General features: G+C 61.9%; 33 protein-coding genes and 1 pseudogene. 21 read left to right on the top strand and 13 right to left on the bottom strand.

Annotated elements, in window-relative coordinates; genetic code table 11:
- The first annotated feature begins 153 nt into the window (after window positions 1-153).
- Window positions 154-405: a PepSY domain-containing protein gene (locus NKJ23_RS16890; protein ID WP_352681229.1), complete on the top strand. Its 252-nt coding sequence runs from the start codon at window positions 154-156 to the stop codon at window positions 403-405.
- Between the two features lie 122 nt (window positions 406-527).
- Window positions 528-1,004, top strand: a complete 477-nt coding sequence (locus NKJ23_RS16885; RefSeq protein ID WP_352681334.1) for a hypothetical protein — start codon at window positions 528-530, stop codon at window positions 1,002-1,004.
- Between the two features lie 11 nt (window positions 1,005-1,015).
- Here NKJ23_RS16885 and NKJ23_RS16880 read toward each other — a convergent pair whose 3' ends face one another.
- Together NKJ23_RS16880 and NKJ23_RS16875 are read right to left on the bottom strand one after the other, a co-directional pair.
- On the bottom strand, window positions 1,016-2,908 hold the full coding sequence (locus NKJ23_RS16880) for a L,D-transpeptidase family protein (RefSeq protein ID WP_352681228.1): 1,893 nt from the start codon (window positions 2,906-2,908) through the stop codon (window positions 1,016-1,018).
- A gap of 219 nt (window positions 2,909-3,127) precedes the next feature.
- Complete coding sequence (locus NKJ23_RS16875) at window positions 3,128-3,874, bottom strand: SDR family NAD(P)-dependent oxidoreductase (protein WP_352448894.1); 747 nt, start codon at window positions 3,872-3,874, stop codon at window positions 3,128-3,130.
- A gap of 99 nt (window positions 3,875-3,973) precedes the next feature.
- Between NKJ23_RS16875 and NKJ23_RS16870 the strand changes: the two genes are divergently transcribed.
- Entirely contained in the window at window positions 3,974-4,588 is a 615-nt protein-coding gene (locus tag NKJ23_RS16870; protein ID WP_352540513.1) for a TetR/AcrR family transcriptional regulator, read from the top strand.
- Between the two features lie 34 nt (window positions 4,589-4,622).
- Here NKJ23_RS16870 and NKJ23_RS16865 read toward each other — a convergent pair whose 3' ends face one another.
- Window positions 4,623-5,531 carry an alpha/beta hydrolase gene (locus tag NKJ23_RS16865; protein WP_352681226.1) on the bottom strand — a complete coding sequence of 303 codons (909 nt, stop codon included), beginning with the start codon at window positions 5,529-5,531 and terminating at the stop codon, window positions 4,623-4,625.
- Between the two features lie 47 nt (window positions 5,532-5,578).
- Between NKJ23_RS16865 and NKJ23_RS16860 the strand changes: the two genes are divergently transcribed.
- Window positions 5,579-6,031, top strand: coding sequence for a MarR family winged helix-turn-helix transcriptional regulator (locus tag NKJ23_RS16860; protein ID WP_352448891.1), 453 nt, complete (start codon window positions 5,579-5,581; stop codon window positions 6,029-6,031).
- 27 nt (window positions 6,032-6,058) lie between these two features.
- Here NKJ23_RS16860 and NKJ23_RS16855 read toward each other — a convergent pair whose 3' ends face one another.
- Window positions 6,059-6,670, bottom strand: coding sequence for a pyridoxamine 5'-phosphate oxidase family protein (locus tag NKJ23_RS16855; protein ID WP_023675024.1), 612 nt, complete (start codon window positions 6,668-6,670; stop codon window positions 6,059-6,061).
- Window positions 6,671-6,829: 159 nt separating this feature from the next.
- Between NKJ23_RS16855 and NKJ23_RS16850 the strand changes: the two genes are divergently transcribed.
- A complete protein-coding gene (locus NKJ23_RS16850; RefSeq protein WP_352681225.1) occupies window positions 6,830-7,258 on the top strand; it encodes a nuclear transport factor 2 family protein in 429 nt (142 codons plus the stop codon).
- A 23-nt stretch (window positions 7,259-7,281) separates the two neighbouring features.
- On the opposite strand, the gene NKJ23_RS16845 is transcribed toward NKJ23_RS16850, so the two are convergent.
- Window positions 7,282-7,635 carry a gamma-butyrobetaine hydroxylase family protein gene (locus tag NKJ23_RS16845; RefSeq protein ID WP_023717628.1) on the bottom strand — a complete coding sequence of 118 codons (354 nt, stop codon included), beginning with the start codon at window positions 7,633-7,635 and terminating at the stop codon, window positions 7,282-7,284.
- Window positions 7,636-7,834: 199 nt separating this feature from the next.
- On the opposite strand from NKJ23_RS16845, the gene moaA reads away from it, so the two are divergent.
- Both moaA and NKJ23_RS16835 read left to right on the top strand, forming a co-directional pair.
- Window positions 7,835-8,830 carry a GTP 3',8-cyclase MoaA gene (moaA, locus tag NKJ23_RS16840; protein ID WP_352681223.1) on the top strand — a complete coding sequence of 332 codons (996 nt, stop codon included), beginning with the start codon at window positions 7,835-7,837 and terminating at the stop codon, window positions 8,828-8,830.
- A gap of 55 nt (window positions 8,831-8,885) precedes the next feature.
- Entirely contained in the window at window positions 8,886-9,359 is a 474-nt protein-coding gene (locus NKJ23_RS16835) for a hypothetical protein (RefSeq protein ID WP_352681221.1), read from the top strand.
- Window positions 9,360-9,410: 51 nt separating this feature from the next.
- On the opposite strand, the gene NKJ23_RS16830 is transcribed toward NKJ23_RS16835, so the two are convergent.
- Window positions 9,411-10,112, bottom strand: a complete 702-nt coding sequence (locus tag NKJ23_RS16830; RefSeq protein ID WP_352681220.1) for a DUF1579 family protein — start codon at window positions 10,110-10,112, stop codon at window positions 9,411-9,413.
- Between the two features lie 198 nt (window positions 10,113-10,310).
- On the opposite strand from NKJ23_RS16830, the gene NKJ23_RS16825 reads away from it, so the two are divergent.
- The 11 genes and pseudogenes from NKJ23_RS16825 (at window position 10,311) to NKJ23_RS16775 (ending at window position 18,386) form a co-directional block, all read left to right on the top strand.
- On the top strand, window positions 10,311-10,667 hold the full coding sequence (locus NKJ23_RS16825; protein ID WP_352681218.1) for a hypothetical protein: 357 nt from the start codon (window positions 10,311-10,313) through the stop codon (window positions 10,665-10,667).
- A gap of 122 nt (window positions 10,668-10,789) precedes the next feature.
- Window positions 10,790-11,710 carry a DMT family transporter gene (locus NKJ23_RS16820; protein ID WP_352681216.1) on the top strand — a complete coding sequence of 307 codons (921 nt, stop codon included), beginning with the start codon at window positions 10,790-10,792 and terminating at the stop codon, window positions 11,708-11,710.
- Between the two features lie 58 nt (window positions 11,711-11,768).
- Entirely contained in the window at window positions 11,769-12,398 is a 630-nt protein-coding gene (mobA, locus tag NKJ23_RS16815) for a molybdenum cofactor guanylyltransferase MobA (RefSeq protein WP_352681214.1), read from the top strand.
- The gene (mobB, locus tag NKJ23_RS16810; protein WP_023675015.1) at window positions 12,395-12,904 is read left to right on the top strand and encodes a molybdopterin-guanine dinucleotide biosynthesis protein B; all 510 of its coding nucleotides are present in this window, start codon (window positions 12,395-12,397) and stop codon (window positions 12,902-12,904) included. Before mobA ends, mobB begins: the two co-directional genes overlap by 4 nt.
- Window positions 12,905-13,117: 213 nt before the next feature.
- Window positions 13,118-13,900 carry an ABC transporter substrate-binding protein gene (locus tag NKJ23_RS16805; protein WP_023717637.1) on the top strand — a complete coding sequence of 261 codons (783 nt, stop codon included), beginning with the start codon at window positions 13,118-13,120 and terminating at the stop codon, window positions 13,898-13,900.
- 118 nt (window positions 13,901-14,018) lie between these two features.
- The gene (locus tag NKJ23_RS16800) at window positions 14,019-14,732 is read left to right on the top strand and encodes an ABC transporter permease (RefSeq protein ID WP_352568649.1); all 714 of its coding nucleotides are present in this window, start codon (window positions 14,019-14,021) and stop codon (window positions 14,730-14,732) included.
- The gene (locus NKJ23_RS16795; protein WP_023675012.1) at window positions 14,729-15,556 is read left to right on the top strand and encodes an ABC transporter permease; all 828 of its coding nucleotides are present in this window, start codon (window positions 14,729-14,731) and stop codon (window positions 15,554-15,556) included. Before NKJ23_RS16800 ends, NKJ23_RS16795 begins: the two co-directional genes overlap by 4 nt.
- Window positions 15,557-15,614: 58 nt before the next feature.
- Window positions 15,615-16,490, top strand: a pseudogene (locus NKJ23_RS16790) (NAD(P)-dependent oxidoreductase); the annotation flags it as partial.
- A gap of 9 nt (window positions 16,491-16,499) precedes the next feature.
- Entirely contained in the window at window positions 16,500-17,204 is a 705-nt protein-coding gene (locus tag NKJ23_RS16785) for a DNA alkylation repair protein (RefSeq protein WP_254817259.1), read from the top strand.
- Window positions 17,164-17,745 (top strand): GNAT family N-acetyltransferase, encoded by a 582-nt coding sequence (locus NKJ23_RS16780; RefSeq protein WP_352568650.1) that lies wholly within the window; start codon window positions 17,164-17,166, stop codon window positions 17,743-17,745. Before NKJ23_RS16785 ends, NKJ23_RS16780 begins: the two co-directional genes overlap by 41 nt.
- A 68-nt stretch (window positions 17,746-17,813) precedes the next feature.
- Window positions 17,814-18,386 carry a DUF3299 domain-containing protein gene (locus NKJ23_RS16775; protein WP_352568651.1) on the top strand — a complete coding sequence of 191 codons (573 nt, stop codon included), beginning with the start codon at window positions 17,814-17,816 and terminating at the stop codon, window positions 18,384-18,386.
- A gap of 11 nt (window positions 18,387-18,397) precedes the next feature.
- On the opposite strand, the gene NKJ23_RS16770 is transcribed toward NKJ23_RS16775, so the two are convergent.
- The 4 genes from NKJ23_RS16770 to NKJ23_RS16755 all read right to left on the bottom strand — a co-directional run bounded on the left by NKJ23_RS16770 (window position 18,398) and on the right by NKJ23_RS16755 (window position 20,998).
- Entirely contained in the window at window positions 18,398-18,889 is a 492-nt protein-coding gene (locus tag NKJ23_RS16770) for an Lrp/AsnC family transcriptional regulator (RefSeq protein ID WP_023675006.1), read from the bottom strand.
- 201 nt (window positions 18,890-19,090) lie between these two features.
- Entirely contained in the window at window positions 19,091-19,708 is a 618-nt protein-coding gene (locus NKJ23_RS16765) for a uracil-DNA glycosylase family protein (RefSeq protein ID WP_502894617.1), read from the bottom strand.
- A gap of 13 nt (window positions 19,709-19,721) precedes the next feature.
- The gene (locus tag NKJ23_RS16760) at window positions 19,722-20,333 is read right to left on the bottom strand and encodes a glutathione S-transferase (protein WP_352681211.1); all 612 of its coding nucleotides are present in this window, start codon (window positions 20,331-20,333) and stop codon (window positions 19,722-19,724) included.
- A 41-nt stretch (window positions 20,334-20,374) separates the two neighbouring features.
- Complete coding sequence (locus NKJ23_RS16755; RefSeq protein ID WP_352681210.1) at window positions 20,375-20,998, bottom strand: thermonuclease family protein; 624 nt, start codon at window positions 20,996-20,998, stop codon at window positions 20,375-20,377.
- Between the two features lie 75 nt (window positions 20,999-21,073).
- Between NKJ23_RS16755 and NKJ23_RS16750 the strand changes: the two genes are divergently transcribed.
- On the top strand, window positions 21,074-22,588 hold the full coding sequence (locus NKJ23_RS16750; RefSeq protein WP_352681209.1) for a sensor histidine kinase: 1,515 nt from the start codon (window positions 21,074-21,076) through the stop codon (window positions 22,586-22,588).
- Window positions 22,589-22,592: 4 nt separating this feature from the next.
- Here NKJ23_RS16750 and NKJ23_RS16745 read toward each other — a convergent pair whose 3' ends face one another.
- Window positions 22,593-23,591 carry a nicotinate-nucleotide--dimethylbenzimidazole phosphoribosyltransferase gene (locus NKJ23_RS16745; RefSeq protein ID WP_352681332.1) on the bottom strand — a complete coding sequence of 333 codons (999 nt, stop codon included), beginning with the start codon at window positions 23,589-23,591 and terminating at the stop codon, window positions 22,593-22,595.
- A 197-nt stretch (window positions 23,592-23,788) separates the two neighbouring features.
- Here NKJ23_RS16745 and NKJ23_RS16740 point away from each other — a divergent pair, with 197 nt between their 5' ends.
- Both NKJ23_RS16740 and NKJ23_RS16735 read left to right on the top strand, forming a co-directional pair.
- Window positions 23,789-24,022, top strand: coding sequence for a DUF1289 domain-containing protein (locus NKJ23_RS16740; protein WP_352471906.1), 234 nt, complete (start codon window positions 23,789-23,791; stop codon window positions 24,020-24,022).
- 13 nt (window positions 24,023-24,035) lie between these two features.
- Window positions 24,036-24,740 (top strand): TIGR02281 family clan AA aspartic protease, encoded by a 705-nt coding sequence (locus NKJ23_RS16735; protein ID WP_352681208.1) that lies wholly within the window; start codon window positions 24,036-24,038, stop codon window positions 24,738-24,740.
- 8 nt (window positions 24,741-24,748) lie between these two features.
- On the opposite strand, the gene dusA is transcribed toward NKJ23_RS16735, so the two are convergent.
- Together dusA and NKJ23_RS16725 are read right to left on the bottom strand one after the other, a co-directional pair.
- Entirely contained in the window at window positions 24,749-25,741 is a 993-nt protein-coding gene (dusA, locus tag NKJ23_RS16730; protein ID WP_352681206.1) for a tRNA dihydrouridine(20/20a) synthase DusA, read from the bottom strand.
- 196 nt (window positions 25,742-25,937) lie between these two features.
- Window positions 25,938-26,609, bottom strand: a complete 672-nt coding sequence (locus tag NKJ23_RS16725) for a GntR family transcriptional regulator (RefSeq protein WP_352681205.1) — start codon at window positions 26,607-26,609, stop codon at window positions 25,938-25,940.
- Window positions 26,610-26,641: the final 32 nt, after the last annotated feature.

Below are 26,641 nucleotides of genomic sequence, written 5' to 3'. Positions count from 1 at the left end.
AGGCGACGCATCATGATTTTAAGCAGTCGCCGTGTTCTTTCGGCAGCCATAAATCAGGTACGGACGGCGCCTCCTTGTAGCGCAACGGTCCGCTATCCCGGAACAAACCTGCATAGAAACGAGTTTCTGCTCATCGAGATGTGAGGGAAAGCCATGTCCAGACTTGTTTTGGCGGCCGCCGTGCTGCTTGTCGGCGGATCGGCCTTTGCCGCGGACGAAAATCCGCTGCCGCCGCAGAATGCCAAGAAGCTGTCGGAAATCATTGCCAAGGTCGAGCAGCGCGACGACTTCCGCTACATCAAGGAGGTCGATTGGGACAGCGATGGCTACACCGTCACCTATTACACGAGCGACAAGGCGAAAGTCGAAATCACCTACGATCCGGTGACAGCCGCGCCGAAATAGTCGCTGCCTGCAATGGTCAGCATTCGAAACAGGCGCCGGAGGCACCCGGCCCTGGGCATACACTTGCGCAGATATGACTTTGATGGCTGACTGCGGTGCTATCATTGCGCGCGGGGGTGGGCATGGCAACGGTAAAGCACGTATTGAAACGCTTTCTGATGATGCTCGCGGGCTATTTCATAGCGGTACTGGTTGGGCTGATCGCGGTGGCGGCGATCTATGGCGGGCTGAGTTCGCTGCCAAATGCGCCAAGTTACTTCGACATCATGGGTGTCACCCCCGTTGCGGTGCTGCTGTTGCCACCGCTTGGTATGTTCATCTATTTTCTGACAATCGTGCTGACCGGCCTGCAGACGCTGATCTTCGCACTGATTGCCGAGTTTTTCTCGCTGCGCAGTTTTTGGCTGCACATGGTCTTCGGCGCGGCGGCCGCGGTTGGCGGCTTCGCCTTGATCTGGCCCAGTGTACCGGATGACACGAACCCGGAGCGCTGGGCCGATATCGGCATCATTGCCGCCGCAGGCGTTGTCGCGGGCTTGGTCTATTGGCTCATCGCCGGACGCGATGCCGGTTTCCGGCGTCCACTGTTTCAGCGCTAGAACCGCATTCGTCAGCTTGCCGGCGAACGCACCGCTTCCGTGCTGTCGAGCGCCTGCTGCAGCCTTGTATCGCGGCCGTAGACGTCGTTGAAGTATTCGACCTTGCCGGACAGGTCCGGCCATGCGGTGAAATAGGCGACATAGACCGGGATCTTGCGTGTCACGTCCTCGGTCGAATGTCCGTGTTTCAGTTTGTCCTCGATGTAGTCGACCGAGGTGCCGAGCACGGCAGCGGCCATGCCGCGCGGATCCTGCAAGCGAACGCAGCCATGGCTGAGCGCACGCATGTCGCGCTGGAAAAACGACTTCTGCGGCGTATCGTGCATGTAGATTGCATGCTTGTTGGGGAACAGTATCTTCAGCTCGCCCAGCGCATTGGCCTCGCTCGGCAGCTGGCGCACGCCGTAGGGTATCTTTGCGCCGTAGGCGCCCCAATTGACCGAGGACGAGGGAATGCGCTTGCCGCGGGCATTGACCACCTCGTAGCCGGCGCGGTCGAGATAGCCAGGATCCCGGCGCAGCCGCGGCAGCATCTCGTTGACCAGGATCGATTGCGGCACGCCCCAATAGGGATGGAAGTCGACCTGCTCTATCTGGTCATAGAAGAAAGCAGTCTGGTTGGTGGGCCTGCCAACCACGGCGCGGGTCTTCAGCTTCTCCTCGCCATCATCGATATAGCTCGCGGTGAAAGCCGGCTGGTTGATGAAGACGCGCGGGCTGCCAAGGTCGGAAGGCAACCAGCGCAACTCTTCCAGCGCAACCCGAACCTTCTGAATTTTGTCGGCCTTGGACGTTCCGGCCAACGATGCAACGGTACGCGGGCCGATGACGCCGTCGCCTTTCATGCCGGCCCGTTTCTGCACCGCCTTGATCACCGGCACCAGCTCCGGATCGTAGACCTCGCTGGTAGCGAGCCTCGCCAGGACCTCGCCATAGGCGCCGCCCATCTCGTCATCGAGATTGCGCGCGATCTTTGTCAAAAGCTTCGGCAGCTCGGGGCTGGTCTGCCCCGGCTTCAACAGCAGATTGGGATCGATGGTGATTTCGTCTTCGGCGCTGGCCTGGAGCGCTTCCAGTTCGACGCGCAGCGCCTGATACTCGGAATTCTGTGGATGCCGCGACTCGAGATAAGTGCGCACTTGCTGGGTATGGGCCAGCGTCTTCAGCACCCCTTCCATGTCGAGCGGCTTCGGCGGAAAATCGTAGTAGCCGGTCATGCGGTTGGGATCGACGCGGCCGCTTTGTGCGTCACGGGCGTAGCGCAGGACACGCGCCGACAGCGCCATCTCGAAGCGGACCAGCTCTTTCAGGCGTTCATCGACATTGCCCGCCGATGTGCCTGCTGCCGGAACTTCGACGGTGTAGTCGGCGGGCGTCAGGCCGTAGCTCGCGGCCTCGCCCAGCACCCGCACGGCATCCTGGGCACGGCTGCTGGGACTGGTTCCCGTCACCCAGATGAAATCCGGATTGGCCGAGTAATAGGCGATCAGCGCCTTGGCGATGTCCTTCTCGGCGTAGAGGTCATAGCCGTCGAGGCCGGCAATGGCTTCGCGGAATGCAGCCCCGGTGGCCGCCGGCTCGAAAGCAGCGTCCTGAGGCGTTGCTGGTTCAGGCGCTGCCGACAGTGCCGAAAAATCGACGCGCACCAGCGGATCGCTCTTGTAGGTATAATAGGACGGGCCGCTGATTTGCGCACCACCACCGGAAGCGGCCGGCGCCCTGGGCTTCGGCTTGTATTTTGACGGTGGCGGCGGAAAGTTACCTTTCGGCGGTCCGTGTTTGACGCCGCCGCCGAAAAGCATGTCGAAGAACCCTTGCGCTTCAGCCTTCGGCGCCCCGAAGGCCAGCATTGCCGCGGCCACCGCAAACGGCAGCACGGTTGCTTTGTTTCCAAGGAGTTTCATGGATCACCCGCTCCGGTTGAACCGGATCCCGTTCCGCACCGCTTTCACGGTCTCGCCCACCGCATGGCGGATGTAAGGCGTGACTACACTGATTCATACTGATTTCGTTAAGCTTCCATAAATTTCGGAACGTCTGTTGCAGAACGGTTTCACAAGATCGTGACGGGTCGAGTCAATCCGTCATCGCCCCCGATAATGATAGTGCCCGTGAGCCAAGCCTCAAGCGTTGGCGCCGCCGTCGATGGTCAATGCCGTGCCTGTCACGAAGCGCCCTTCGGGACCGGCAAGCCAGGCGACCATGCCGGCGATCTCGTCGGCCGTGCCGAAGCGAGGCATCGCCATCTTCTGGCGTTGATGCTCGGCGTGCGGGCCGGCTGCCGGATTCATGTCGGTATCGGTCGACCCCGGATGGACGACATTGGCGGTGATGCCGCGCGGACCGAGATCGCGTGCAAAGGCCTTGGTCAGGCCAACCAAGGCAGCCTTGCTGGCCGAGTAGGCGCTCAGGCCGGCGTCCGTGGCACGCTCGGCCAGATTGCTGCCGATCGAGATGATCCGGCCACCCTCGCCCATATGCGCTGCTGCCGCCTTGGCGGCGACGAACGGGGCTCTGAGGTTGACCTCCATCGTCTCGTCGAAATCGGCAAGCGACAGGGCATCGATCGGCGCAGCGCGCCAGATGCCGGCGCTGTTGACCAGGATGTCGAGCCGTCCGAAGGCTGTTGCTGCCTCATCGACTGCCGCCTCGATCGCCCCAGCATCGCGATTGTCGGCCTTGATGGCAAAGGCCCGGCCGCCGGCCGCCTCGATTTCCCTGACCACCGCACGCGCCCCTTCCTCGCCATTCACATAGGTGATCGCCACGCCTGCGCCGTCGGCCGCGAGCCTTCTTGCGATCGCCGCACCAATGCCGCGGCTGCCGCCGGTGACGAGGGCGGCCTTGCCGTTCAACCTTCTGGATGACATCTGCTTCTCCATTTTTGTAGTGATTGATACATAAATATCTGCCAGCCTTGCTGAACCACGTCAACGGAATTATGTATCGATCAATACAGAAAGAATGCCATGCCGGAACGAGGCCGCCCCCGCACCTTCGATCGAGCCGCCGCCTTGCGGCGCGCAATGGAAGTGTTTTGGGCCAAGGGTTATGAGGGCGCGTCGATAAGCGACCTGACCGCTGCAATGGGCATCAACTCACCCAGCCTCTATGCCGCCTTCGGCAGCAAGGAAGCGCTGTTTCTCGAGGCAACCGAGCTTTACACGCGGGTCGAGGGAACCGAGATCTGGTCCGCGCTGGAAAAGGCGCCGACCGCGCGCGAGGCCGTCGAACGGTTCCTGCGGCAGACTGCCAGGGCCTATTCACAGACCGGTCGTCCGCAAGGCTGCCTTATCGCGCTCGGCGCATTGCACCAGGATTCAAGCCGCGGCGCCATCTGCGATGATCTGCGCCGTCGCCGCGCCGAAAACCGCGAAGCCTTGCTGAGACGCCTCGAGCGTGGCGTCGCCGAGGGAGAGTTGCCGGCCGATTTCGACTGCGGTACGGCCGCGACCTTCTACGCGACCGTGCAGCACGGCATGTCGATCCAGGCGCGCGACGGCGCGTCGCGCTCGGCTCTTCTGGCGACGGTGGCCGGGGCAATGGCGGCTTGGATAGCGATGGCCAGCACCGGGGCGGCGTGACGGTCGAAACCGGCTGACAAGAACGATATTCAGGTCACTGCAGAGACGGCTCCAGCCTGCCGGCAACGAAGCCAACGGCACGCTCCACCACACCCCTGTCGGCGAGAATGCGGCGGTGGCCGAGCCCGTCGGCCCAGTAAAGCCGCACATGGTCTCCGGCGCGCGTGTAGAGCCTTGCATGCTCGGCGGACACTTCGCGGTCGTTCGGGGCGTGGATCACCAGCGTGGGCAGCGGCGTGCTTGCGAGCTGGCGGTCACCGGTGAACTCGTGCAACGGCCGGCCGGCGATGCGCTCGACCCGGTCGGCCATGGCGGCCTGCGAGCGCGAGCCGACATTCAGCATGCGGCTGAAATCAGCGAAGATCGCCGGCAGCGAGCTCGGCGCGGCGATAAGCACCAGCCGCCCGGCCGCCAATCGCGGGATGTTCCTGATCGAACCGGCGACGGCGTTGGCGGCAACGGCACCACCAAAGGAATGGCCGACAATGGCCGCGAACGGGCCGAACCATTCGCCGGCAACCCGTGCCGCATCGACCGCACTGACCAGGGTAAGCCGGCGGCCCTGCGACTGGCCGTGGCCCGGCAGATCGAGCGAGACCACCTTGTAGCCGGCATCGCGATAGGCTTCGATCAGCGCGCGCATGTATTCGGTGCGCGAACGCCAACCATGGATGACGAGCACGGTGCCGGCAGTCGCCCTGCCCGGCTCGGGCCGGAATTCATGCACCATGACGCAGCCGGTTCTGGTCTTTAGCCGGTGATGACGTGCCTGGGTCATGAAATCGGCGGCGCGATCAATTGCGCGGCGCTCGCCTTTGCTCAAGCTCTTCTCGTGCGGCGTGCGGCAGAACAGCTCGAATGCAGCACGCCCGGTGAGTCGCGGTGCCACATGCTCAGCCACGCCGAACGTGCCGCGGATGACCTTCAGTCCAAATGATGCCATAGTGCCGATCCATTCATTGGTTCAAGCATGAACATAATAGTTCAAACATGAACATTAAGCAAGACCTGCCCTGGGACAACCCGCGTTTTCGCAACTGGGTCGCGGTGGCGCGCGCCTGCCATGTGGTGGAACGCACCCTGGCGGTGAAGCTTGCGCCGCTCGACCTGAAGCCGGCGCAGCTCGACGTGCTGATGAACCTCTACCGTCATCCCGGCATGTCGCAGCACGACCTTGCTCGTCGGCTGCTGGTCGGCCGCTCCAACATCACCATGCTTTTGCCTCAGCTGGAGACCCGTGGCCTGCTGCGCCGCGAGGGCGACGAGAAGGACAAGCGCGTGCTGAGGCTGACGTTGACAGAGGCCGGCGAGGCACTGCTGATGCAGGCGCTGAAGGTCCATATGGCGCTGATCGAGAAGGCGATGAGCCAGTCGACGCCGGAACAATGTGACATGATCGGCGAACAGATGCGTAGGATTGCCGAGGTTTTGAAGACCGCCTGACAGCCCAGTGCTCCACCACCAAATGCTTCACCACATCGATTTTTTCGCGCGCTCGGGCCATTCCTTGTCGTAGACCTCGCCGTCAATGTTCTTGCGGCTGGTGATTTCCAGGATTTGGCCGGGAGTCGGCAGCGATCTCGGGTCGACATGCCTTGCCGGATTCCACAGTTCCGATCGGTGGATGGCGCGGGCGCACTGGAAATAAACCGCATCGATCTCGATGATCGTCACCGAGCGCGCCGGCTTGCCCTCGACGGCGAACGAGGCGCAAAGGCCGGTATCGGTGGTGATGTGGGCGCGGCCATTGACGCGCAGCGTCGTGCCGGAACCCGGCACCAGGAACAGGAGCGCGACGCGCGGATCGCGAAGGATGTTCCTTAGCGAATCGGCACGGTTGTTGCCGCGCCGGTCCGGCATCATCAGCGTTTTCGGATCGTGGATGCGGACGAAGCCGGCGAGATCGCCGCGCGGCGAGCAGTCCAGCCCTTCTGGCCCGCAGGTTGCGAGCGCGGCAAACGGCGAAGCCTCGATGATAGCTGCGTATTCGCGAATCAGCTGGTCGAGTTCCTTGACCACCGACGCCTCGCCGGGCAGGCCATAGAGCGCTTCAAGCTGTTCGATGCTGGTGATCATGGACATGTTTTCGTCTCCAAAGCTTTGCCGGCGCTACTCCAGATGGATGACGTTTTCACGACAAGTGCCCGTTTGCCGGTCATCAGGAAACGGGTGTCGAGGCAACGCAAACAAGGGCAAACCGCTTTACCTGCATGATCGTGCCAACGGATACGGAGGTCAAAAATGGATAAACCGCTCGACCGGCGACGCACCGCCATGGAACTTATTGAAAACATGTTCAATGTTGAAATGCGTTTCCTGCAATCAGGGTCGGAGAGCCTCGATGTGCTTGCCGGCGCATTTCATGCCGAGATTGTCGTGCATGAGCCGCGCTCCCTGCCCTATGCCGGTGACTGGAGCGGCCTCGACGGCGTTGGCGCCCTTTTCCGCAAAATGCGGGAAATCTGGAGCGACGTGGCGGTGGAGGACCTTCAGGTCGCCCAAAACGATGACACGGTGTTCATGAGCTGCTCGCTTTCGCTGACATCGCGGGCCAATGGTGCAACCATCAAACAGCCGTTTGCCGAAGTCTTGCGCTTCAAGGATGACCGGCTGATCGAAGGCACGCCGTTTTATTACGACACCAGCGAGATACTGGCGATCCTGCGTTGACCTGAGAGTCCTGCGGGATCCATTCAACGGTCGCGGCTCAGCCCCTTCTCTTCCAGTTCGGCGAGATAGGCGGCCCAGCGTGCATCCTTCTCATGACCCAGCGTATGCAGGTAATTCCAGGTGAAGATGCCGGTATCATGGAAATCGTCGAAGGTGATGCGCACGGCATAATTGCCGACCGGCTCGATCTTCAGAATCGCTACATTGCGCTTGCCGGGAACGGTGACGCGCTGTTCGGGCGAATGGCCCTGCACCTCGGCCGATGGCGAGGCGACGCGCAGCAGCTCGGCCGGCAATTCGAACGGCTGATGGCCCGGAAAGGTGACGGAAAGCAGCTTGCGGTCCTTCGAGACCCTAAGTTCTTTTGGCGCTGTCATGGTGGTGGATCCTGCGGAGAACTGCCCTTCCCTACGCCGCTTCGCGTCAAGGGAAAAGGCCGCATGGAAAGTTCCGACATGACCTGTCGGCGTCGGAATGTTACCGAAGATCACGAGCTTCTATCTTGAATGGCAAGTTGGTTCGTATCACATAGCCATATATAACGAAGCCGTTCACGGCCACGGGAAGCGCATAAGCATGGATATGATCGATCCTTTCGGTCGCACGATCACCTACCTGCGCGTATCGGTCACCGACCGCTGCGATTTCCGCTGCACCTATTGCATGGCCGAGGACATGACGTTCCTGCCCAAGAAGGACCTGCTGTCGCTGGAAGAGCTCGACCGGCTCTGCACGGTCTTCATCGAAAAGGGCGTGCGCAAGCTCCGCCTCACCGGCGGTGAGCCGCTTGTGCGCAAGAACATCATGCACCTGGTACGCCAGCTTTCGCGGCATCTCGAGAGTGGTGCACTGGAAGAGCTGACGCTGACCACCAACGGATCGCAGCTTTCCCGCTTTGCCGCCGAGCTCGCCGACTGCGGCGTCAAGCGCATTAACATCTCGCTCGATACGCTCGATGCCGACAAATTCCGCCAAATCACCCGCTGGGGCAATCTGGACAAGGTCATGGACGGCATCGACGCCGCGCAGGCGGCCGGGCTGAAGGTAAAGCTCAACGCCGTGGCGTTGAAGGACTTCAATGACGCCGAATTGCCGGAAATGCTGCGCTGGGCGCATGGCCGCGGCATGGATCTGACGGTCATCGAAACCATGCCGATGGGCGAGATCGACGCCGACCGCACCGACCAGTATTTGCCGCTGTCGCTGCTGCGCGCGGCTCTCGAACGCCAGTTCACGCTAAGCGACATTCCCTACAAGACCGGTGGCCCGGCCCGCTATGTCCAAGTCGCCGAGACCGGCGGACGGCTGGGCTTCATCACGCCGATGACGCATAATTTCTGCGAAAGCTGCAACCGGGTCCGGCTGACCTGCACCGGCACCCTTTACATGTGCCTCGGCCAGGAAGATGCCGCCGACCTGCGCGCGCCGCTGCGTGCGTCGGAAGGCAACGAGCTGGTCGCCGATGCCATCGACGAAGCAATCGGCCGCAAGCCCAAAGGCCACGACTTCATCATCGATCGCCGCACCAACCGTCCGTCGGTGTCGCGGCATATGAGCGTCACCGGCGGCTGATTTTTCGCCGATTTCGTGCAAGAATAATCGCCTTGGTATCGGCGCGAGGCAAGGCGTGCAGCGGTTTCTTGCAGTCCTGACGTTTTTCGGAGTGATGGCGGGGACCACGGCAGTTGCCGCGCCATTTACCTACACGAACGAGCGCTTCGGTACCATCTGCACCTTTCCGGATGAAATCTTCACTCTTCGCCAGCCTGAGCCGGACAATGGCGATGGACAACAATGGCTCACTGCCGATGGCGCCAGCCTGATCTGTTCGGGTATCCTCAACATCGATGATGACACCCCGACAGCCTTCGTCTCCGCCGAGAGGGCCAGCAAGGAACCTGGCTACAGGATCACCTACAGCAAGACCGGCAAGGACTGGGCGGTGCTGTCGGGCATCAAAGGCGGGAACATCTTCTATCAACGCCGCCTGTTCGGAAAAGACGGTGTCATCCGCACGGTCTGGATCGACTACCCGCCAGCCCTGAAATCGAAATACGACCCGCTCGTCGATGCGATCGCCGGCAGCCTCAGGGGACCGTGAGCATCCGGCGACGTCAGAACTTATTGGCAGCCTATTGTTTTTGCTAGCGAGTCACGGTTGTTGGCGCGTGTAGTCATATCGTACGGCAAGCCATTTTTTGCCGCTGCCATTGGCCTGGAGGAAATGTTGCTCGGCCACTTCGTGATTGTCGCCGTCCCTGGAAATGACGAAATCGGAGGCCGTGAACCGCCCTTCGACCTCGGGGCCGAAGCCGACGAAACCAAGCGGCTGGAACAGCAGTGAAATCTTGCCGTCCTCCTCACCACCAAAACTCCAGGCGGGCATGATCCCTGCCGGGAAACGGGTGTCCATGGAGACATACTTCCAGCGGCCCTCCACCCGGTCATAGCTCAAATAGGCTATCCGCTGGAAGTCCGGCATTTTCGATCCGGGCGCCGGGCGCATTACCTCCTGCATGAAGGGACCGATCATCGTGCGCTCGGCCACCAGCCCCGTCATCATGATCGGCTGGGCGCCGGGCGTTGGCCAGATCGTGTTGACGACGGACCATTTCCCGACGCGGCGAGCGAGCTCATCCGCTTCGTGACCCGGCGTGGACATCCGTTCGACTGCCGACGCCGAAGCGCCGTTCTCGGCGAACGCAGGCGCTATCGCCATGAGGATAACCGCCAGGGCAGAAGAGAACCGAAAAGCCGACGAAACATGCCCCCTGCTGCCTGTGCCAAGCCAGTCCGCATTGCCTCGTGCATTCATCATGGACCATCGACCAATTTGGTGAATCTTGCCGAGCAAATTTGATCTCGTCGAAAAATTTTCCTCGAGCCGCAGTGTGACAAATTTGCCCTCCGAACCTATCCTTTAGAACGGCACCTTTTTTGGGGTCACACCCAGAAAAGGTCTTGTCCGCAAACGGTCACCGGATTTACCGCAAGCCCATTCGGGCCTAGCCTCTGCTCTGGAGCGGTTCTTCGCCCAGTGGGGGAATACGATATGCGCAAACTCATTCTTTCTCTTGCATTGCTCAGCCTCGCGGCCCTGCCCGCGGCGGCTCAGTCGATCGGCGGCACCTATGCCGTGGCCGGCACCAATTTCGATGGGTCGTCCTATGGTGGCGACGCCACGATCACGCTGACCAGCGAGACGACCTGCACGATCCATTGGGAGACAGGCGGCTCGTCCTCGGACGGTATCTGCATGCGCAACGACGATGCCTTCTCCGCCGGCTATGTCATGGGCAAGGCGTTCGGTCTAGTCGTCTACAAGGTGCAGGACGACGGCTCGCTGCGTGGCCTGTGGACGATTGCCGGCAAGGAAGGCAACGGCACCGAGGTACTGACGCCCAAATAAGCCCTGCCGCTCTTGCGCGGCAGATGTCACGGGCCACAGAAAGGCTGTGGCCCAGCCCTTTGACGTTGCTGTCTTGTGGGTGCCTGCTAGACGCTTGCTGCAGGACTCACCCGGTAATCGCCTTGCCTCTTTCGCCAAACCTCCGCGGCGCGTTGTTCATGATGGTGGCCATGGCTGGTTTCACTCTCAACGACGCGATCACCAAATTCTCATCGGAATCGATGAACATGGCGCAGGTCATGCTGATCCGCGGCGCCTTCGCTTCGCTTTTCGTTGGCCTGCTTGCGTGGCAACGGGGCGCGCTTGCCCGGCCAGGTTCGATGCTGCAGCCGACCGTTGCGCTGCGCGTCGCCGGCGAGGCCGGCGCCACCGTGTCGTTCCTGGTTGCTCTGGCACATCTTCCGATCGCCAATGTCTCCGCCGTGCTGCAGGCGCTGCCGCTGGCGGTGACGATGGGCGCCGCGCTTGTGTTCAACGAGGGCGTCGGCTGGCGGCGCTGGCTGGCTATTGCCGTCGGTTTTGCCGGCGTGCTGATCATCGTGCGGCCGGGCTTCGAAGGGTTCAGCGTCTTTTCTCTGCTGGCGCTGGCCAGCGTCGCATGCTGCGCGGTGCGCGATCTCGCTACCAAGCGGATACCGCAGGCAATTCCGACATTGCTGGTGTCGAGCGCCACCGCGCTTGCCATGACGGTTCTGGGCGCGGCATTGCTTTCACCGATGGGCGGTTGGACACCGATGACAGGACAAAGCACGGCGTTCCTGGCGCTGGCGGCGGTGCTCGTGCTCATCGGCTACCACTTCATCATCACGGCGATGCGGGTGGGCGATATCTCCTTCATCGCGCCGTTTCGCTACACCGCCCTGCTCTGGTCGATCTTGCTTGGCTTCACGATCTTCGGCGATGTCCCCGATCTGCCGATGATCCTCGGTGCCACGATCATCATCGCGTCAGGCCTCTATGCACTCTACCGCGAACGGATCGTCGGACGGCGAAAAACAGCCGCCGAAAGCACTGGACCGGACATGGCGCCGGACGGCATATAGAGTGACTGTCGACGACTGTCTGATTTGAAAACTGGATTTTGGGCCTAGGCAGCAAACGATGGGCCGACATATCGCAGGGATCATTCTGGCCGGCGGCCGATCGAGCCGGATGGGTGGCGGCGACAAGACGCTGCTTGCGCTTGGCGACGGTACCCTGCTCGACCGTGTCGTTTCGCGCCTTGGCCCGCAGGTCGGACCGCTTGCGCTAAACGCCAATGGCGATCCGACACGGTTTGCCGCGACGGGGCTTCCGGTGCTTGCCGACACAGTCAAAGGTTATGCCGGGCCGCTTGCCGGGATCCTGACCGGCCTCGAATGGGCTTCCGACACGACCTGCCAGGCGCTGGTCACGGCTGCCGGCGATACGCCTTTCCTGCCCAGGGATATGGTCGAGCGGCTGCTCGCGGCAGCCGACGAACGCCCCGGCTCGATTGCGGTCGCCTGTTCCGGCGGCAAACGGCATCCGACCTTTGCACTCTGGCCGCTAGGGTTAGATCAGGCCTTGCGACAATTTCTCGTCGAGGAAGACAACCGGCGCGTTGCGGCGTTCATCGACCGGCACGGTTTTGTCGAGGTGGAATTTCCCATCCTGAAATCCGGCGGGGCCGAGATCGATCCGTTCTTCAACATCAACACTCCCGACGACCTTGCCCAGGCCGCGCATCTGTTGCAGAGCATCGAGCCATGAAAAGACGTATCTTCGGCATCACCGGCTGGAAGAACTCCGGCAAGACGACATTGACCGAAAAGCTGGTGGCGGAACTCGTCCGGCGCGGCTGGAAAGTGTCGACGGTAAAACACGCCCATCATGATTTCGACATCGACAAACCCGGAGCGGACAGCTTTCGCCACCGGCAGGCGGGAGCGATGGAGGTCGCGGTCGTGTCGGGCAGGCGCTGGGCGCTGATGCACGAATTGCGCGGCGAGGACGAGCCGACACTAGACGCGATCCTGTCACGGCTGGCACCGTGCGACATCGTGTTGGTCGAGGGGTACAAGCGCGAAGCGCACAAGAAAATCGAGACGAGACGGCTCGAGGCCAAGGACCGGACACCGCTCTCGGCAGGCGATCCACACATTGTCGCCATCGCCTCCGACTTCCCCATTGTCGGCGAAGACCTGCCGGCCTTCGATCTCGACGACACGAATTCGATAGCTGACTTCATCGAGCGCGCCACAAGCCTGTCGCGCTGAAAATGCGGCAGAAGACAGTTTCCGCCCACTTGCTTCCCAATTTAGGCGTCTGACCCAGCGTCATCGCTTTCTGAACATGACCTTCCCTCAAGCGACGGTTTTGCAGTTGCTTTTTCTTGGGAAAGAATGGGAATATCGCATCAGCGGGCGGTCAAAAGCACCGCCCACAGAGCCGTTCGGGAACGACGGCCGGGACCAACAGAGAGGACCATTATGCGTATTGCACTGCGTATCGCGCTTGCCGCTTCGGCTGCGCTGCTGACGCTTGGCGTTGCCCAGGCCCAGGAAAAGACCTTGAGGATCGGCACCGAGGGAGCCTATCCCCCATTCAACAATCTGACAGCCGACGGCCAACTCGTAGGCTTCGATATCGACATTGCCAAGGCGCTCTGCGACGAGATGAAGGTGAAGTGCACCTTTGTCGCGCAGGACTGGGACGGCATCATTCCCGCCCTTCAGGCAGGCAAGTTCGACGCCATCGTCGCGTCGATGTCGATCACGCCGGAACGCGCCGAGAAGGTCGACTTCACCCACAAATATTACAATACGCCGCCGGCGATTGCCGCGCCCAAGGACACCGACATCAAGGGTGTCACCAAGGAAGATTTGGCCGGCAAGACGATCGGCGTGCAGGCGTCCACCACGCATTTCAACTATTCGACCAAGACTTATACCGACAGCACCGTCAAGCCGTACCCGACCGCACAGGAATACCAGCTCGATCTGGCCAATGGCCGGCTCGATGCCGCCAATGACGACATCGTCGTGCTGCAGCAATGGCTGGATTCGCCGGACGGCGCCTGCTGCAAGCTGGTCGGCACAATCAAGCCGGTCATCGAAATCCACGGTCCGGGTGCCGGCATTGCCGTGCGCAAGGGCGAGACCGATCTGGTCAACCAGTTCAATGCGGCGATCGACGCCATCCGAGCAAACGGAAAGTACAAGGAAATCAACGACAAATACTTCAAATATGACGTTTATGGCGGCGAGTCCTGATCGACCGACATACGAGGACTTGAACGGCGGGAGATTCCCGCCGTTCTTATAAGGATGCCGCGCACGAGGGGTGACGCGGCACGGGTCTCAAAGAGCCTCAAGGAGAACAGGCAGGCGGATGCAGAGCGCACTGACGCTTCTCAGTTGGGGACCCGAAGGCTGGCTCGACGACATCGCCGCGGGTGTGTTTGTCACGGTATGTCTTGCGCTGGCCACTCTGCCCTTCGGGCTGACGCTCGGCTTTTTCGTGGCGCTGGCCAAACAATCGGAAGAGCCGTCGCTGAGACTGGCCGGGAACATCTACACCACGATTTTTCGCGGAATACCCGAGCTGCTCACGCTGTTTCTGATCTTCTTCGGCGTCCCATTGATCCTGCAGTACATTGTCCGGCTGGTGAGCCCCGGAACGTCCGCCGACGTCAACAGCTTCGTCGCCGGCATGATCGCGCTGTGCTTCATTTTCTCCTCTTATTCCAGCGAGGTGTTTTTATCCGCCTTCCGCGCGATTCCAAAAGGGCAATATGAGGGAGGCTATTCGGTTGGCCTGTCCAGCGGCCAGACGATGCGGCTGATCGTGCTGCCGCAGTTGATCCGCATCGCGTTGCCCGGACTTGCCAATCTCTGGCTTATCCTGCTCAAGGACACCGCGCTCGTCTCGGCCGTCGGCCTCAACGAGATCCTCCGGCAGAGCGGGGTTGCCGCTCGCGTCACCAAGCACGCGTTCCTGTTTTACGGTTTCGCCGGCCTCATCTATCTCCTGCTGGCGATCGTCTCCTCCTTCGGCATCAACGCGATCGAACGAGCGGTCGGCGGCAGCGAGGTCAAGAGATGAGCCTTGCCACCGACACGCTGAAAGTCGACCGGCCGCCGCCGCCCGCACGCGGCTGGTCGCGCCAACGCATCCTCGGCCATGTCCTAGTCGGCCTGTGGATCGCTCTCGGCATTGGCATGGTCGTCTACCTGGTCGCTGCGTGGAACCCGGAGTTCTTCCAGAAATATGCACCCGGCTACATATCCGGCCTCGGCATCACCCTGTTGCTGGTTGCCATCTCGATTGTGCTTGGCGCGATCCTGTCCGTGCCGATCGCCTATGCACGCATGTCGAAGAACCCGATCCTTTCGGGGTTCGCCTATGCCTATGTCTATTTCTTTCGCGGCACGCCGCTGTTGGCGCAGACCTTCCTGGTCTACTATGGGGTCGGCTCCTTCCGGCCGGAGCTCGAGATGGTCGGACTGTGGGGCTTCTTCCGCGAAGCGTTCAACTGCGCGATCTTCGCCTTTTCGCTGAATACGGCCGCGTACCAGGCCGAGATTTTGCGTGGCGCGATCGAGAGCGTGCCAAGGGGCCAGTGGGAAGGTGCCGCCTCGCTCGGCCTGCACAAACTGCAGACGATGTGGAAGATCATCCTGCCGCAGGCGCTGATCGTCGCGTTGCGCCCGTATGGCAACGAGATCATCCTGATGATCAAGGGCTCGGCAATCGTCGCCATCATCACGGTCTACGATTTGATGGGCATCACCCGGCTCACCTATGCGCGCACCTTCGACTTCCAGTCGTATATCTGGGCGGCGATCATCTATCTGATCATCGTGGAAACATTGCGCCACGGCGTCGAGTGGATCGAACGGCGCATCACCATCCATCTGCACCGCTGACTCCCATCGCCTTGCCTGATCCGGTAAGAAGACCGCAAAGCAGGCTTCTAAGGGATTCGAAAACATGGCTTCGGTGGCATTTCTTGGTCTTGGCGTCATGGGCTATTCGATGGCCGGACATCTCAAGAACAAGGGCGGTCACGACGTCACCGTCTACAACCGCACCAGGGCCAAGGCCGAGCAGTGGGTTGCCCAGCATGGCGGCAGCTTCGCCGCGACACCAGCAGAGGCGGCCGCGGGCAAGGACTTCGTCTTTTCCTGCGTCGGCAATGACGACGATCTGCGCTCGGTGACGACCGGTCCCGGAGGCGCCTTCAATTCCATGAAGAAAGGCGCCATCTTCATCGACAACACCACGGCATCGGCGGAGGTCGCGCGCGAACTGGCGCAGCAGTCGCAAGCGCTCGGGTTTGCGTTCCTCGACGCCCCGGTCTCCGGCGGTCAGGCAGGCGCCGAGAACGGCATGCTGACCGTGATGGTCGGCGGCGAGCCCGACGCCTTCGACAGGGCCAGGCCAGTCATAGATGCTTATGCCCGCATGGTCGGATTGATGGGATCGGCCGGGGCTGGCCAACTCACCAAGATGATCAACCAGATCTGCATCGCCGGCCTCGTTCAGGGCCTGGCGGAGGGCATCCATTTCGGCAAGAAGGCTGGGCTCGACATCGAAAAGGTAATCGAGGTTATCTCCAAGGGCGCCGCCGGTTCCTGGCAGATGGAGAACCGCCACAAGACGATGAATGCCGGCAAATATGATTTCGGCTTCGCCGTCGACTGGATGCGCAAGGATCTTGGCATCTGCCTCGCCGAGGCCGACCGCAACGGCGCCAAACTGCCGGTGACGGCACTTGTCGACCAGTTCTACAAGGACGTGCAGGCGATGGGCGGCAAGCGCTGGGACACGTCCTCGCTGCTGGCGCGGCTGGAGAAATAGGATTTCACTGTGGCCGAGCTTTCGCCTCAATCCAGCGCCGATGAAATCGTCGCTCATCTGCGCTCGATCGCCTCAGAGGAAAATCGACTTGGCATGCTGCGCTACGGTATCAAGATCGAACGTGCGCTCGGTATCTCGCATGGCGTGCAGCGGCAGATTGCCAAGAAAATCAAGCGCAACCATGAGCGTGCCTTCGAGCTTTGGCAGACAGGCATCATGGAGGCGCAGTTCATCGCTTCCGTGACAGCCGATCCGGAGCGGTTCTCCGCCGCGGATGCAAGACGATGGGCGGCGACTTTCGACTCGTGGGATATCGTCGACGGGGTCTCCGATCTCTTTGTCGATACGGATTGCTGGAAGGAATTGATCGCCGAATTCGCGGTCGACGAACGGGAATTCGTTCGACGCACGGCTTTTGCGATGATGGCCTGGTCGGTGGTCCACCGGAAGAAGGAACCCGAGACGACCTTCCTCGAATTCCTGCCGATCATCGAAGCGCATGCGACCGACGGCCGCAATTTTGTGAAGAAGGCCGTGAACTGGGCGCTTCGTTCGATCGGCAAGCGATCGATGAATTTGCACGGCCCTGCCCTTGCCGTGGCGCTAAAACTGGCGGCCTCGACAGACAGGACCGCACGCTGGATCGGCAAGGACGCCGTGAAGGAACTTTCCGATGCCAAGACGCTCGAGCGGCTCGCCGCCAGAAAAGCTTGACCTGAGCGAAGTGCGCTTCACGGAGGTGACGCAATCGACGCGCGCCGATTTCGAAAACCTGTTCGAGCAACCCGGCGGGCCGAAATACTGCTGGTGTATGGCTTGGCGCAATCTCGACCGCCGCGAGCATGTCGAGAACGACGAGAAGAAACGCGCGATGATGACGCTGATCGACGCCGGCACGCCGGTCGGCATTGTCGCCCAGATCGATGGCCGGACCGTCGGCTGGTGCTCGATTGCGCCGCGCGAGACCTACCGCAAGCTGTCACGGCAGCAGGACGATAGCGAGATGGGCATCTGGTCGATCGTCTGCTTCTATGTACCGAAAGCGCTGCGCGGCGGCGGGCTGGCAAGCGCATTGCTCGACGCGGCCATCGATCACGCCTTTGCCAAAGGCGCCAGGACGATCGAAGCCTATCCCGTCGACCAGGCTTCGCCGAGCTACAGCTTCATGGGTTTTCGCGACATGTTCGTCGCCCGCGGCTTTCGCGAGATCGGCATGACCGGCTCGCGCCGGCATGTGATGCGGCTTGAGCGTTGACCTGTGGGGCAGCGGCAGCTTTACTTGCTGGCATAGGCCGCAGATCAAGGCTCAACAATGGAGCAGCAATGAGCAACCGTCTCAAATCAGGAGCGATCCTGGCGGCCGCGGTGTTCGTGTCCATTGTGGCAGACAGTGCTTGCGCCGGGACGATGCATATTTTCTGGAAGGATCTGCGCCCGGCGACCCAGGCAGCCGCCGAAAGCGTCGGACTGCCGATGATCGCGGCCAAAATGCCCGATCATGGCGAGACGCTGTCTCTCAATCTGCAGGACAAGATCGTGCAGCTCGCGGGCTATGCGCTGCCAGTCGATCGCGACGGCGATCTCGTCTACCAGTTCCTGCTGGTGCCGTGGACGGGAGCCTGCAGCCACATGCCGACGCCGCCGCCCAACCAGATCGTCCTCGTTACGCCTGCACACCCTTACAGGATGTCCGAGGCCTACCAGCCGGTTTCGGTGACCGGCGCCTTGCAACCGGGTATGGAGAAGAGCCAGCTTTTCATTCTTGACGGCGTCAGCGTCATCCAGTCGGGTTACACCGTGCACAAGGCCGAGGTGGTCAACGTCGATACGGTGCCGGACACGATCACGCTGCCGGTCAACTCGCCATGGACTTTCCTGAACAAAAAGAAGAACTAAACAGACGAATCTCAGGCGGCGTTAGCGCCGGATTCCTTGTCGAGCATCATGTAATCCAGCGGCATCTCGGTCGTGTATTTGATCTGCTCCATGGCGAAGGAAGACGACACGTCGCGGATCTCGATCTTGGCGATCAGCCGCTTGTAGAAGGCGTCGTAGGCGGCGATATCGGGCACCACGACGCGCAAGAGATAGTCGACGTCGCCGCTCATGCGATAGAATTCGACCACTTCCGGGAATTCCTGGATGACCTCCGAAAAGCGCCGCAGCCATTCATGGCTGTGCGAATTGGTGCGGATCGAGACGAACACCGTGACCCGCACATTGACCTTTTCATGATCGAGGATGGCGACGCGCCGCTTGATGACGCCCTCTTCCTCGAGCTTCTGGATGCGCCGCCAGCACGGCGTCGTCGACAGGCCGACCTTCTTGGCGACGTCGGCGACTGCAAGCGTCGCATCCTCCTGCAGGAGGCGGAGAATTTTTCTATCAAGGCGGTCCATTGGGTGCTCCCCTGATGCAAGTCGTCCAAGTGCGCAGCGGCCTTGGCACAACGACATGCATAAAAACAAGAATTTAACGCGCGTCCCCTCATGCGCGACGCGCTTCGAGGAATGGATTACCATAATCCCTCTTGCTCGAGCCTATTACAAGAAAGAAATTCTGCCGCATAGTGCGAAAGCGAGTGATTTCTTGCTGAATGCCTAGCCGAGGCGATAGCGGATTTCCGATCTCAGGAAGGGCAGCAAATCCATTTCAAACCATGGATTGCGCTTCAGCCAACCGGTGTTGCGCCAGGACGGGTGCGGCAGCGGCAGGACTTTCGGGTCGATTGCCGCCGCCCAGATGGCACGCCAATCCATGACCGTTTCCGTCAGCGAGGGACGGCGCGCCGCGCCCATATGCCAGCTTTGCGCGTAGATGCCGATCGTCAGCACCATATCGACTTGCGGCATCAGCGCCATCAGCGATGTGCGCCAGGCCGGCGCACATTCGCGGCGCGGCGGCAGGTCGGCGCCCTTGGCGTCCTGGCCGGGAAAGCAAAAGCCCATCGGCACGATGGCGAATTTGTCCGTGTCGTAAAATTCCTCGCTGCCGACGCCCAGCCAGCTTCGCAGCCGGTCGCCGGAGGCGTCGGTGAACGGCATCCCTGTAATGTGAACCTTGGTACCCGGCGCCTGGCTGGCGATCAGGATACGCGCACTCGACGATGGCCTGAGCACCGGACGCGGCTGGTGCGGCAACGGCCTGCCGGCCGGGTTATCGACGCAGATGCGGCAAGCGCGTACTCGCGCCGTCAAGGCTTCCAACTCTTCGCTCATTCGGAATTCATTGTCAGGCGGCGGCACTCGGCCGGCTGGAGATTTCTCGATACCAGCGCAGCACGTTGGTGCACTCTTCAGGTACCTTGATGCGAGCCGGCTTCATGAAGTCGATGGCGACCAGCCCGGTGATGTCGGCGATCGAATAGGCATCGCCGGCGACGAATTCCCTGCCGGTGAGCTCAGTGTCCAGAAACCTCAGGAATTCGATCGCCTTCGGCTTGTTGGCCTCGCCCCATTCGGGGATTTGCGGGATCTCCCATTCCCTCATTGCGGGGTGGATATGCCGGAACGCCGCGGCGACGCAGCCGAACAGATTGAACTCCACACGTCTTTGCCACATCTCGACGATTGCCTTGCCGAGCGCCCCATCCCCGAACAAAGCCGGCTTGGGGTGCAGTTCCTCGAAGTAACGACAGATTGCGACGGATTCGGTGATGATGGTGCCGTCATCGAGCTCGAGCACCGGCAGACGCTTCAGCGGATTGCGCGAGCTGACCGGCTGCTCTTTGTGCTCCAGCGCGCCCATGTCGACGGGCACCAGCGGAACCTGAAGTCCCTTTTCGGCCAGAAAAATCCGAACCCGGCGTGGATTGGGCGCGCGCCCGCCGTCGAACAGCTTCATCTCTATCCTCCTCGTCCGTCCCGACGAACTATAGGCACAACTCACCAGAAGCGAATAATTTCACGCAAGGCATCGCCGATCGACGCCAAGGTGCCGTGCTTTCTTTCGACCAGCTCGTGGCCGTGGCTCTCGCGCCAGTTCTTCGGCTCGTCGAAAGTTCCGCCCCAGATGCCGGCTTTGCCCGCGCGCGCAGCAGCTTCCTCGGTCTCGAAATCGCCAAAGGCGACCGCCCAGCCGGCCTCGACCTGAGCGCGGTTGAGATCCTTGCCGCCGGCCTTGCAGTCGCCGAGCAGCCTGCCGTAGCGGTCGCGCTGCCAGCCGCTGCAGGAAACGGCTTTGCCGGCGATCAACCACACCAGGGACTGCCGCGCGAGCTTGCCGCATGGATAGTCGGCACCGTTCTTGCGGCAGATCTGCGAATATTCCGGCGCATCGATGCCGCGCATGCGGATACGCTCGCCGCCGAGCGTGATGCTATCGCCGTCATTGACGGTGGCCGCGCCCTCCGTCTTGCGCGTCTCGATCCGGTCGAGGCGCGCCGCCAGGAGGATCGCCAGGCCGAGCACGATGAGTGTCAGCCCATAGTCCATTAGTCGGCGCCACAGGCTTCGCGGACGTGGCGCATAGTATCGCTGGCGCGGCCATCGCGACCACGAACGGCTCATATGGCAAACCGTTGGTTAATCATTCGAACGTAGCTTAACGATTTGAAATTGCTGCCCGCGTAAATTGAAGACTTCATGCCCCTGCAACGCTCGACCTCGGCGGACAAGTTTATTGTGGACCGCAGGAAACGCCATCGCAACAGCGATGTCGCGCGCGCGGTGCGCAAGACGCGCGACCGTCTTTCGCAGCAAGCCGGAAATCCCGACTTCGACCGCGAGCTGTTGAAGCTCCACGCGGTTTCGATGACCGGCGGCGTGATCGTCATTCCGCTGCTCGTTCTGGCAACGGCCGCGGCAGGCTTGCTCGCGGGCATCGGCAAGGAGATCGGCGTCTGGGCGCTGTTCACATTCATCTGCTATACCATCGTTGCATTCATGGCCAGACGCGTCACTCAAGCGTCCGAACTCAACCCGCTGGAAACGCATAGGGATTTCCTGATCGGCCATTTTCTGTGCGGGCTTGGCTGGGCTTGGTTCGCATGGCTCGGCTGCGAAGCTTGCCAAATGGATCAGTTCCAGGTCGCTAAGGCGGTGGTGCTGCTGCTCGCCATGTCGGCAACCGCGATCCTGGCCTCGTCCCTGCGCGGTGCGCTGTTGGCGACCTTCGCCCTCCCGGTCGCCATCTATGCTTATGCCAGTGCGAAATTATGGATGCCGGTCGAAGTGATCATGGCAGGCTTGCTGATCTCCTCGTTGCCTTTCTTCGCCTATGTAGCGCGCCAGCTCAACCGTTCCTCGCTGATGCTGCTGTCGTTCCGCTCCGAAAAGGATGCGCTGATCGCCGAACTGGAGACGGCAAAATCGATGTCGGACGAGGCACGGCGGCGGGCGGAAGACGCCAATCTGGCGAAATCGCGTTTCCTGGCCTCGATGAGCCACGAACTGCGCACACCGCTCAACGCCATTCTCGGCTTTTCCGAAGTGATGGCCAACGAGGTGCTCGGCCCGATGAGCAACCCGACCTATCGCGACTATGCCCGTGACGTGCACGACTCCGGACAGCATCTGCTCGACCTGATCAACGAAATCCTCGATTTGTCGCGCATCGAAGCGGGCCGCTACCAGCTCAACGAGGAGCCGATGATGCTGCTCTCCGTCGTCGAGGATTGCTGCCACATGATGGAGCTGAAGGCGCGCAACAAGGACATCCGCATCGTCCAGGATTTCGAAAACGCCTTGCCGCGCTTGTTCGCCGACGAACGCGCGGTGCGGCAGATTGCGCTCAACCTGTTGTCCAATGCCATCAAGTTCACCGCCACCGGCGGCGAAATCCGCGTGCGCGTCGGCTGGACGGCGGGCGGCGGGCAATATCTCTCCGTCAAGGACAATGGGCCGGGCATACCGGAAGACGAGATTCCGATCGTGCTTTCGGCCTTCGGCCAGGGCTCGATCGCCATCAAGAGCGCCGAACAGGGCACCGGGCTTGGCCTGCCGATCGTGCAAGGCTTGCTGGCCATGCATGGCGGCGAATTCCAGCTCCATTCCAGGCTGCGCGAAGGCACCGAGGCGATCGCCATCTTCCCGCTGAGCCGGGTGATGGAGGAACTGCCGGCGCTGCCGACCAAGGCGGTTGCCTCGCGCCGGCGCTGAATGCTTAACCGCGGACCGCGGCTGCCATGCCGGAGCTGGTCAGCGCGGCCGCCTTGACCAGGCCGGCGGCAAGAGCCGCCCCTACCCCGTCGCCTTGACTGACGCCCAGATCGAGCAGCGGGCGAAGGCCGAGGCGCTCGGCGGCCTTGGCATGACCAGGCTCCGGCGACAGGCTTGCGAGGAGACAATGATCGAGCGCGGCGGGGTTGGCGGCATGTAGGACACCAGCGGCGGCAGTCACCGCAAACCCATCGAGCAGCACCGGGATCTTCTGCATCCGCGCCGCCAGAATGGCGCCGCAGATCGCGGCGAATTCCCGCCCGCCGACCCGGCGCAGCGCTTCCAGCGGGTCCTTGAGGCTCGCGCCGTGAAACGCGACCGCGGCATCGACCACCTCCGCCTTGCGCCTCTGCATCGCCGCGCCCGCCCCTGATCCAGGACCGACCCAGTCGGCGCCGGTGCCGCCGAACAGTGCCGTGCAAAGGGCCGCAGCGACAGTCGAATTGCCGACGCCGAGGTCACCAAGGCAAAGCAGGTCGGTGCCGCCGGCAATCGCTTCCATGCCGAAGGCCATGGTAGCGGCACAACCGCGCTCGTCCAGTGCCGCATCCTCGGTAATGTCGGCTGTCGGGATGTGCAGAGCCAGATCGAACACCTTCAAGCCGAGATCGTTGGCGATGCAGATCTGGTTGATTGCTGCACCGCCGGCGGCGCAGAGCTCGACTGCATTTGCCGTGGCGGCGGCGGGGCGCGGCGAAATGCTGTGGCGGGTGACGCCATGATTGCCGGCAAAGATCGCCACCAATGGCCGCGTCACCGCCGGCGGCGCGCGGCCGCTCCACCCGGCAAGCCAGGCGGCGATGTCCTCGATGCGGCCAAGCGAGCCTTTGGGCTTGTCTGCCTTGGCAAACAACTGGCGCACGCGGGCCTTGGCCGCCATATCTCCCGGCGGCAGGCTCACCAGGAGGTCGCGAAAATCGTCGAAAGGCAACGCGCTGGTCATGTCGATGGCGATCATCCGTGTGAATTGGTGAGCGGCATAGCCGCCTTGGCCAGCCGGCACAACCTCAAGCCGGCACAAGCTCCAGGCCTGGTACAACTTCGAGGTATTGACGCGAAAGCACCCGTTGGCGGCGCTTCTCGGAGGGCTTGCATTGACTTTGTCGTTGCACCATGTGGAGGCTAGCCAAGGAAATCCTTATGACGGCCATTGAATCCCCGTGCATCCTGGTCTGCTCGATCGATATGAAAACCGGCTTCTGTTTCGGTTGCGGGCGCACGCGCGCGGAAATCGCCGCCTGGATCGACATGACCCCGCAAACCCGCCGCAGCGTCATGGCCGAGCTGCCGGCAAGGCTGGAAACGGTCGAGCGACGCCCCCGCCGGGAAACCCGTCGCAGCCGCATGGCACGCGAACGCGACGCCCTCTCGTGAACCGGCCGCAGAGATGAACCGACTATTGTGGATTCTGATCGTCGCGATCGGGGCGGGTGTGCTCCTGCTCATGCTCAACGATTCCGCCGGCAGTACGTTCGGCATTGAGAATTACGATTTCAGCCAGCTGATCTGGCTTGGCGCCTTAGCGGCGCTCGTCGGCGCCGGCCTAGTCAGATCGGGCAGGCCGTTGGGCACCATGGCCCGCAGCCTCGGCGCCTGGGGCGCAATCGTGCTGGCGCTGATCGCCGGCTATCAGTACCGCTATGAGTTGCAGGATTTCGCCAGCCGCGTCACCGCCGGCCTTGTTCCCGGCAGTCCGCTGGCGCTGGGCGTGGAAGAAGGCCATGCCACCGTCACCCTGGACAAGGCCGGCAGCGGCCATTTCGAAGCGCGCGTCACGATCAATGGCACGCCGATCCTGACGGTTGTCGATACCGGCGCGACCAGCACCGTGCTGACCGCCGAGGACGCTCTGGCGGTCGGGTTCAATTCGGCGGCTCTCCGCTTCACCATACCGATCTCTACCGCCAACGGCATGACACGCGCGGCGGCGGTGCGAACCGACGAACTGTCGATCGGCGGCATCGTGCGCAAGGACATGCCCATCATGATCGCCGCACCAGGCACGCTCGGCCAGAGCCTTCTCGGCATGAATTTCATCGGCTCGCTATCGGGCTTCGACGTCCGTGGCAATCGCATGATTCTGCGGGATTAAGTTTTTCCTCAGGCCGCCTCTGCGGTCCGGTCGAAATCGACCTCTGCGAAGGCTGACTTCAGCACCTCCGGTCCGGCACCCGGCCGTGTCGCCTCGGTGGAGAGGATCTGCCGGTAGCGGCGTGCACCGGGCAGGCCGTGAAACAGCCCGACCATGTGCCGGGTGACATGCCCGAGGCGTCCGCCCTGCTCGATATGGTGTGACGCGTAATCCGCCATGGCATCGATCAGTGCGGCAAAATCGAACGACTCAGCTGTGCTGCCGTAAAACGCGGCATCGATGCCGGTCAGTATCCCTGGCGTGTGATAGGCGGCGCGGCCGAGCATGGCGCCATCGACATGGTCGAGATGCGTCAGCGCCTCTGCGAGAGATTGAATGCCACCGTTGATGCCGATGAATTTGTTTTGTTTTCTGGCTTTCAGCCGATAGACGCGGTCATAGTCGAGCGGTGGGATGTCACGATTTTCCTTTGGGCTCAGTCCTTCCAGCCAGGCCTTGCGGGCGTGCACCCACAGCGCGTCGGCGCCGGCCGCGAAAACACCATCGGCCAATGCATCGAGTGCCGGTTCCGGATCCTGCTCATCGACGCCGATGCGGCACTTGACGGTAACCGGTATTTTCACCGCCGCCTTCATTGCCGCGACGCAATCCGCGACGAGCACGGGCGTCTTCATCAGGCAGGCGCCGAAGGTGCCCGACTGGACGCGGTCGGACGGGCAGCCGACATTGAGGTTGATTTCATCATAGCCGAAGGTTTCGCCGATGCGCGCCGCCTCGGCCAGCTTTCCCGGATCGGCGCCGCCGAGTTGCAGCGCAACCGGATGTTCGCTGTCGTCGAAGCCGAGCAGCCGCTCGCGTGCGCCGTGGATGACCGCATCGGCCACCACCATCTCGGTATAGAGCAGCGCCTCGCGCGTCAGCTGGCGATGGAAGAACCGGCAGTGCCGGTCCGTCCAATCCATCATCGGCGCCACGGCAACTTTGTGGCGTAACATATTCATTTTAGTATTTTTTCTGTCTCAGTCCGTCCGATACTCCGTTCTAATGACAGAGCAATTTGGCAAGAGATGCACACCTAACTGACCCGATATACGATTTTGCCGCCGCAACTGAAAGCAAATTGGCATGTCACACATGTCACTGTACGCAGCAGTTAGATGCCTGCCGTGGAACGATGGACCGCCGGCGGCATACCAGTCAGCCAAGGCGAAGCGTGTTGCGGGCGATCCGCCACGCGGATTCGACATGCCGCCGCGCCGCCGCCTCCGCCTCGTCCGGCTTGCGCGACCGGATTGCATCCATGATTTCGGTCATTTCGGCGATCGCCGGCTCGCGGCGGTTCTCCGACGCGATCGTCATTGAGCGGAGCTGGTTGATGCGGACATTCAGCCCCGTCACGATTTCCCAGGCAATGCGCTTGTCCGCCGCCTCGAAGAGCGTTTCGTAGAACTTGGTCGTTGCCCGCATCACCTCGACAGGCGCACCGGACGCCCACGCCTCAAGCAGGTTCGTCAAGGCGGCATCGAGCAAAGCGATCTGCGCGTCCGTGGCCGTCAGGGCGCAAGCCCGCGCCGCGATGCCCTCGAGCAGCGCCCGCAATTCATAGATTTCGTCGGTGCGGCCGAGATCCGGCTTGGCCACGGCGGGTCCGTGGCCCGGTATCATCTGCACCAGGCCTTCCGCCTCCAGCTGCCGCAGCACCTCGCGCACGACGGAACGGCTCACCCCGAGCTGATCGCACAGCGGCCGCTCGACCAGCCTTTCACCAGGCTGGAAATGGAAGCCCATGATCGCTTCACGCATGCGCTCCAGCGCCAGCGTCCTCAGCGTCTTGGCAGAGCGGTCGATCCGCAGCGTATCGCCTGACATTTTCTCTCCCTACCCGATCCGGCCACAAAACA

This window comes from Mesorhizobium sp. M0184 (genome assembly GCF_040322215.1).
Classification (GTDB): domain Bacteria; phylum Pseudomonadota; class Alphaproteobacteria; order Rhizobiales; family Rhizobiaceae; genus Mesorhizobium.
Note: the sequence above shows the minus strand (reverse complement) of the source record. Positions and strands in the feature narration are given on the sequence as shown.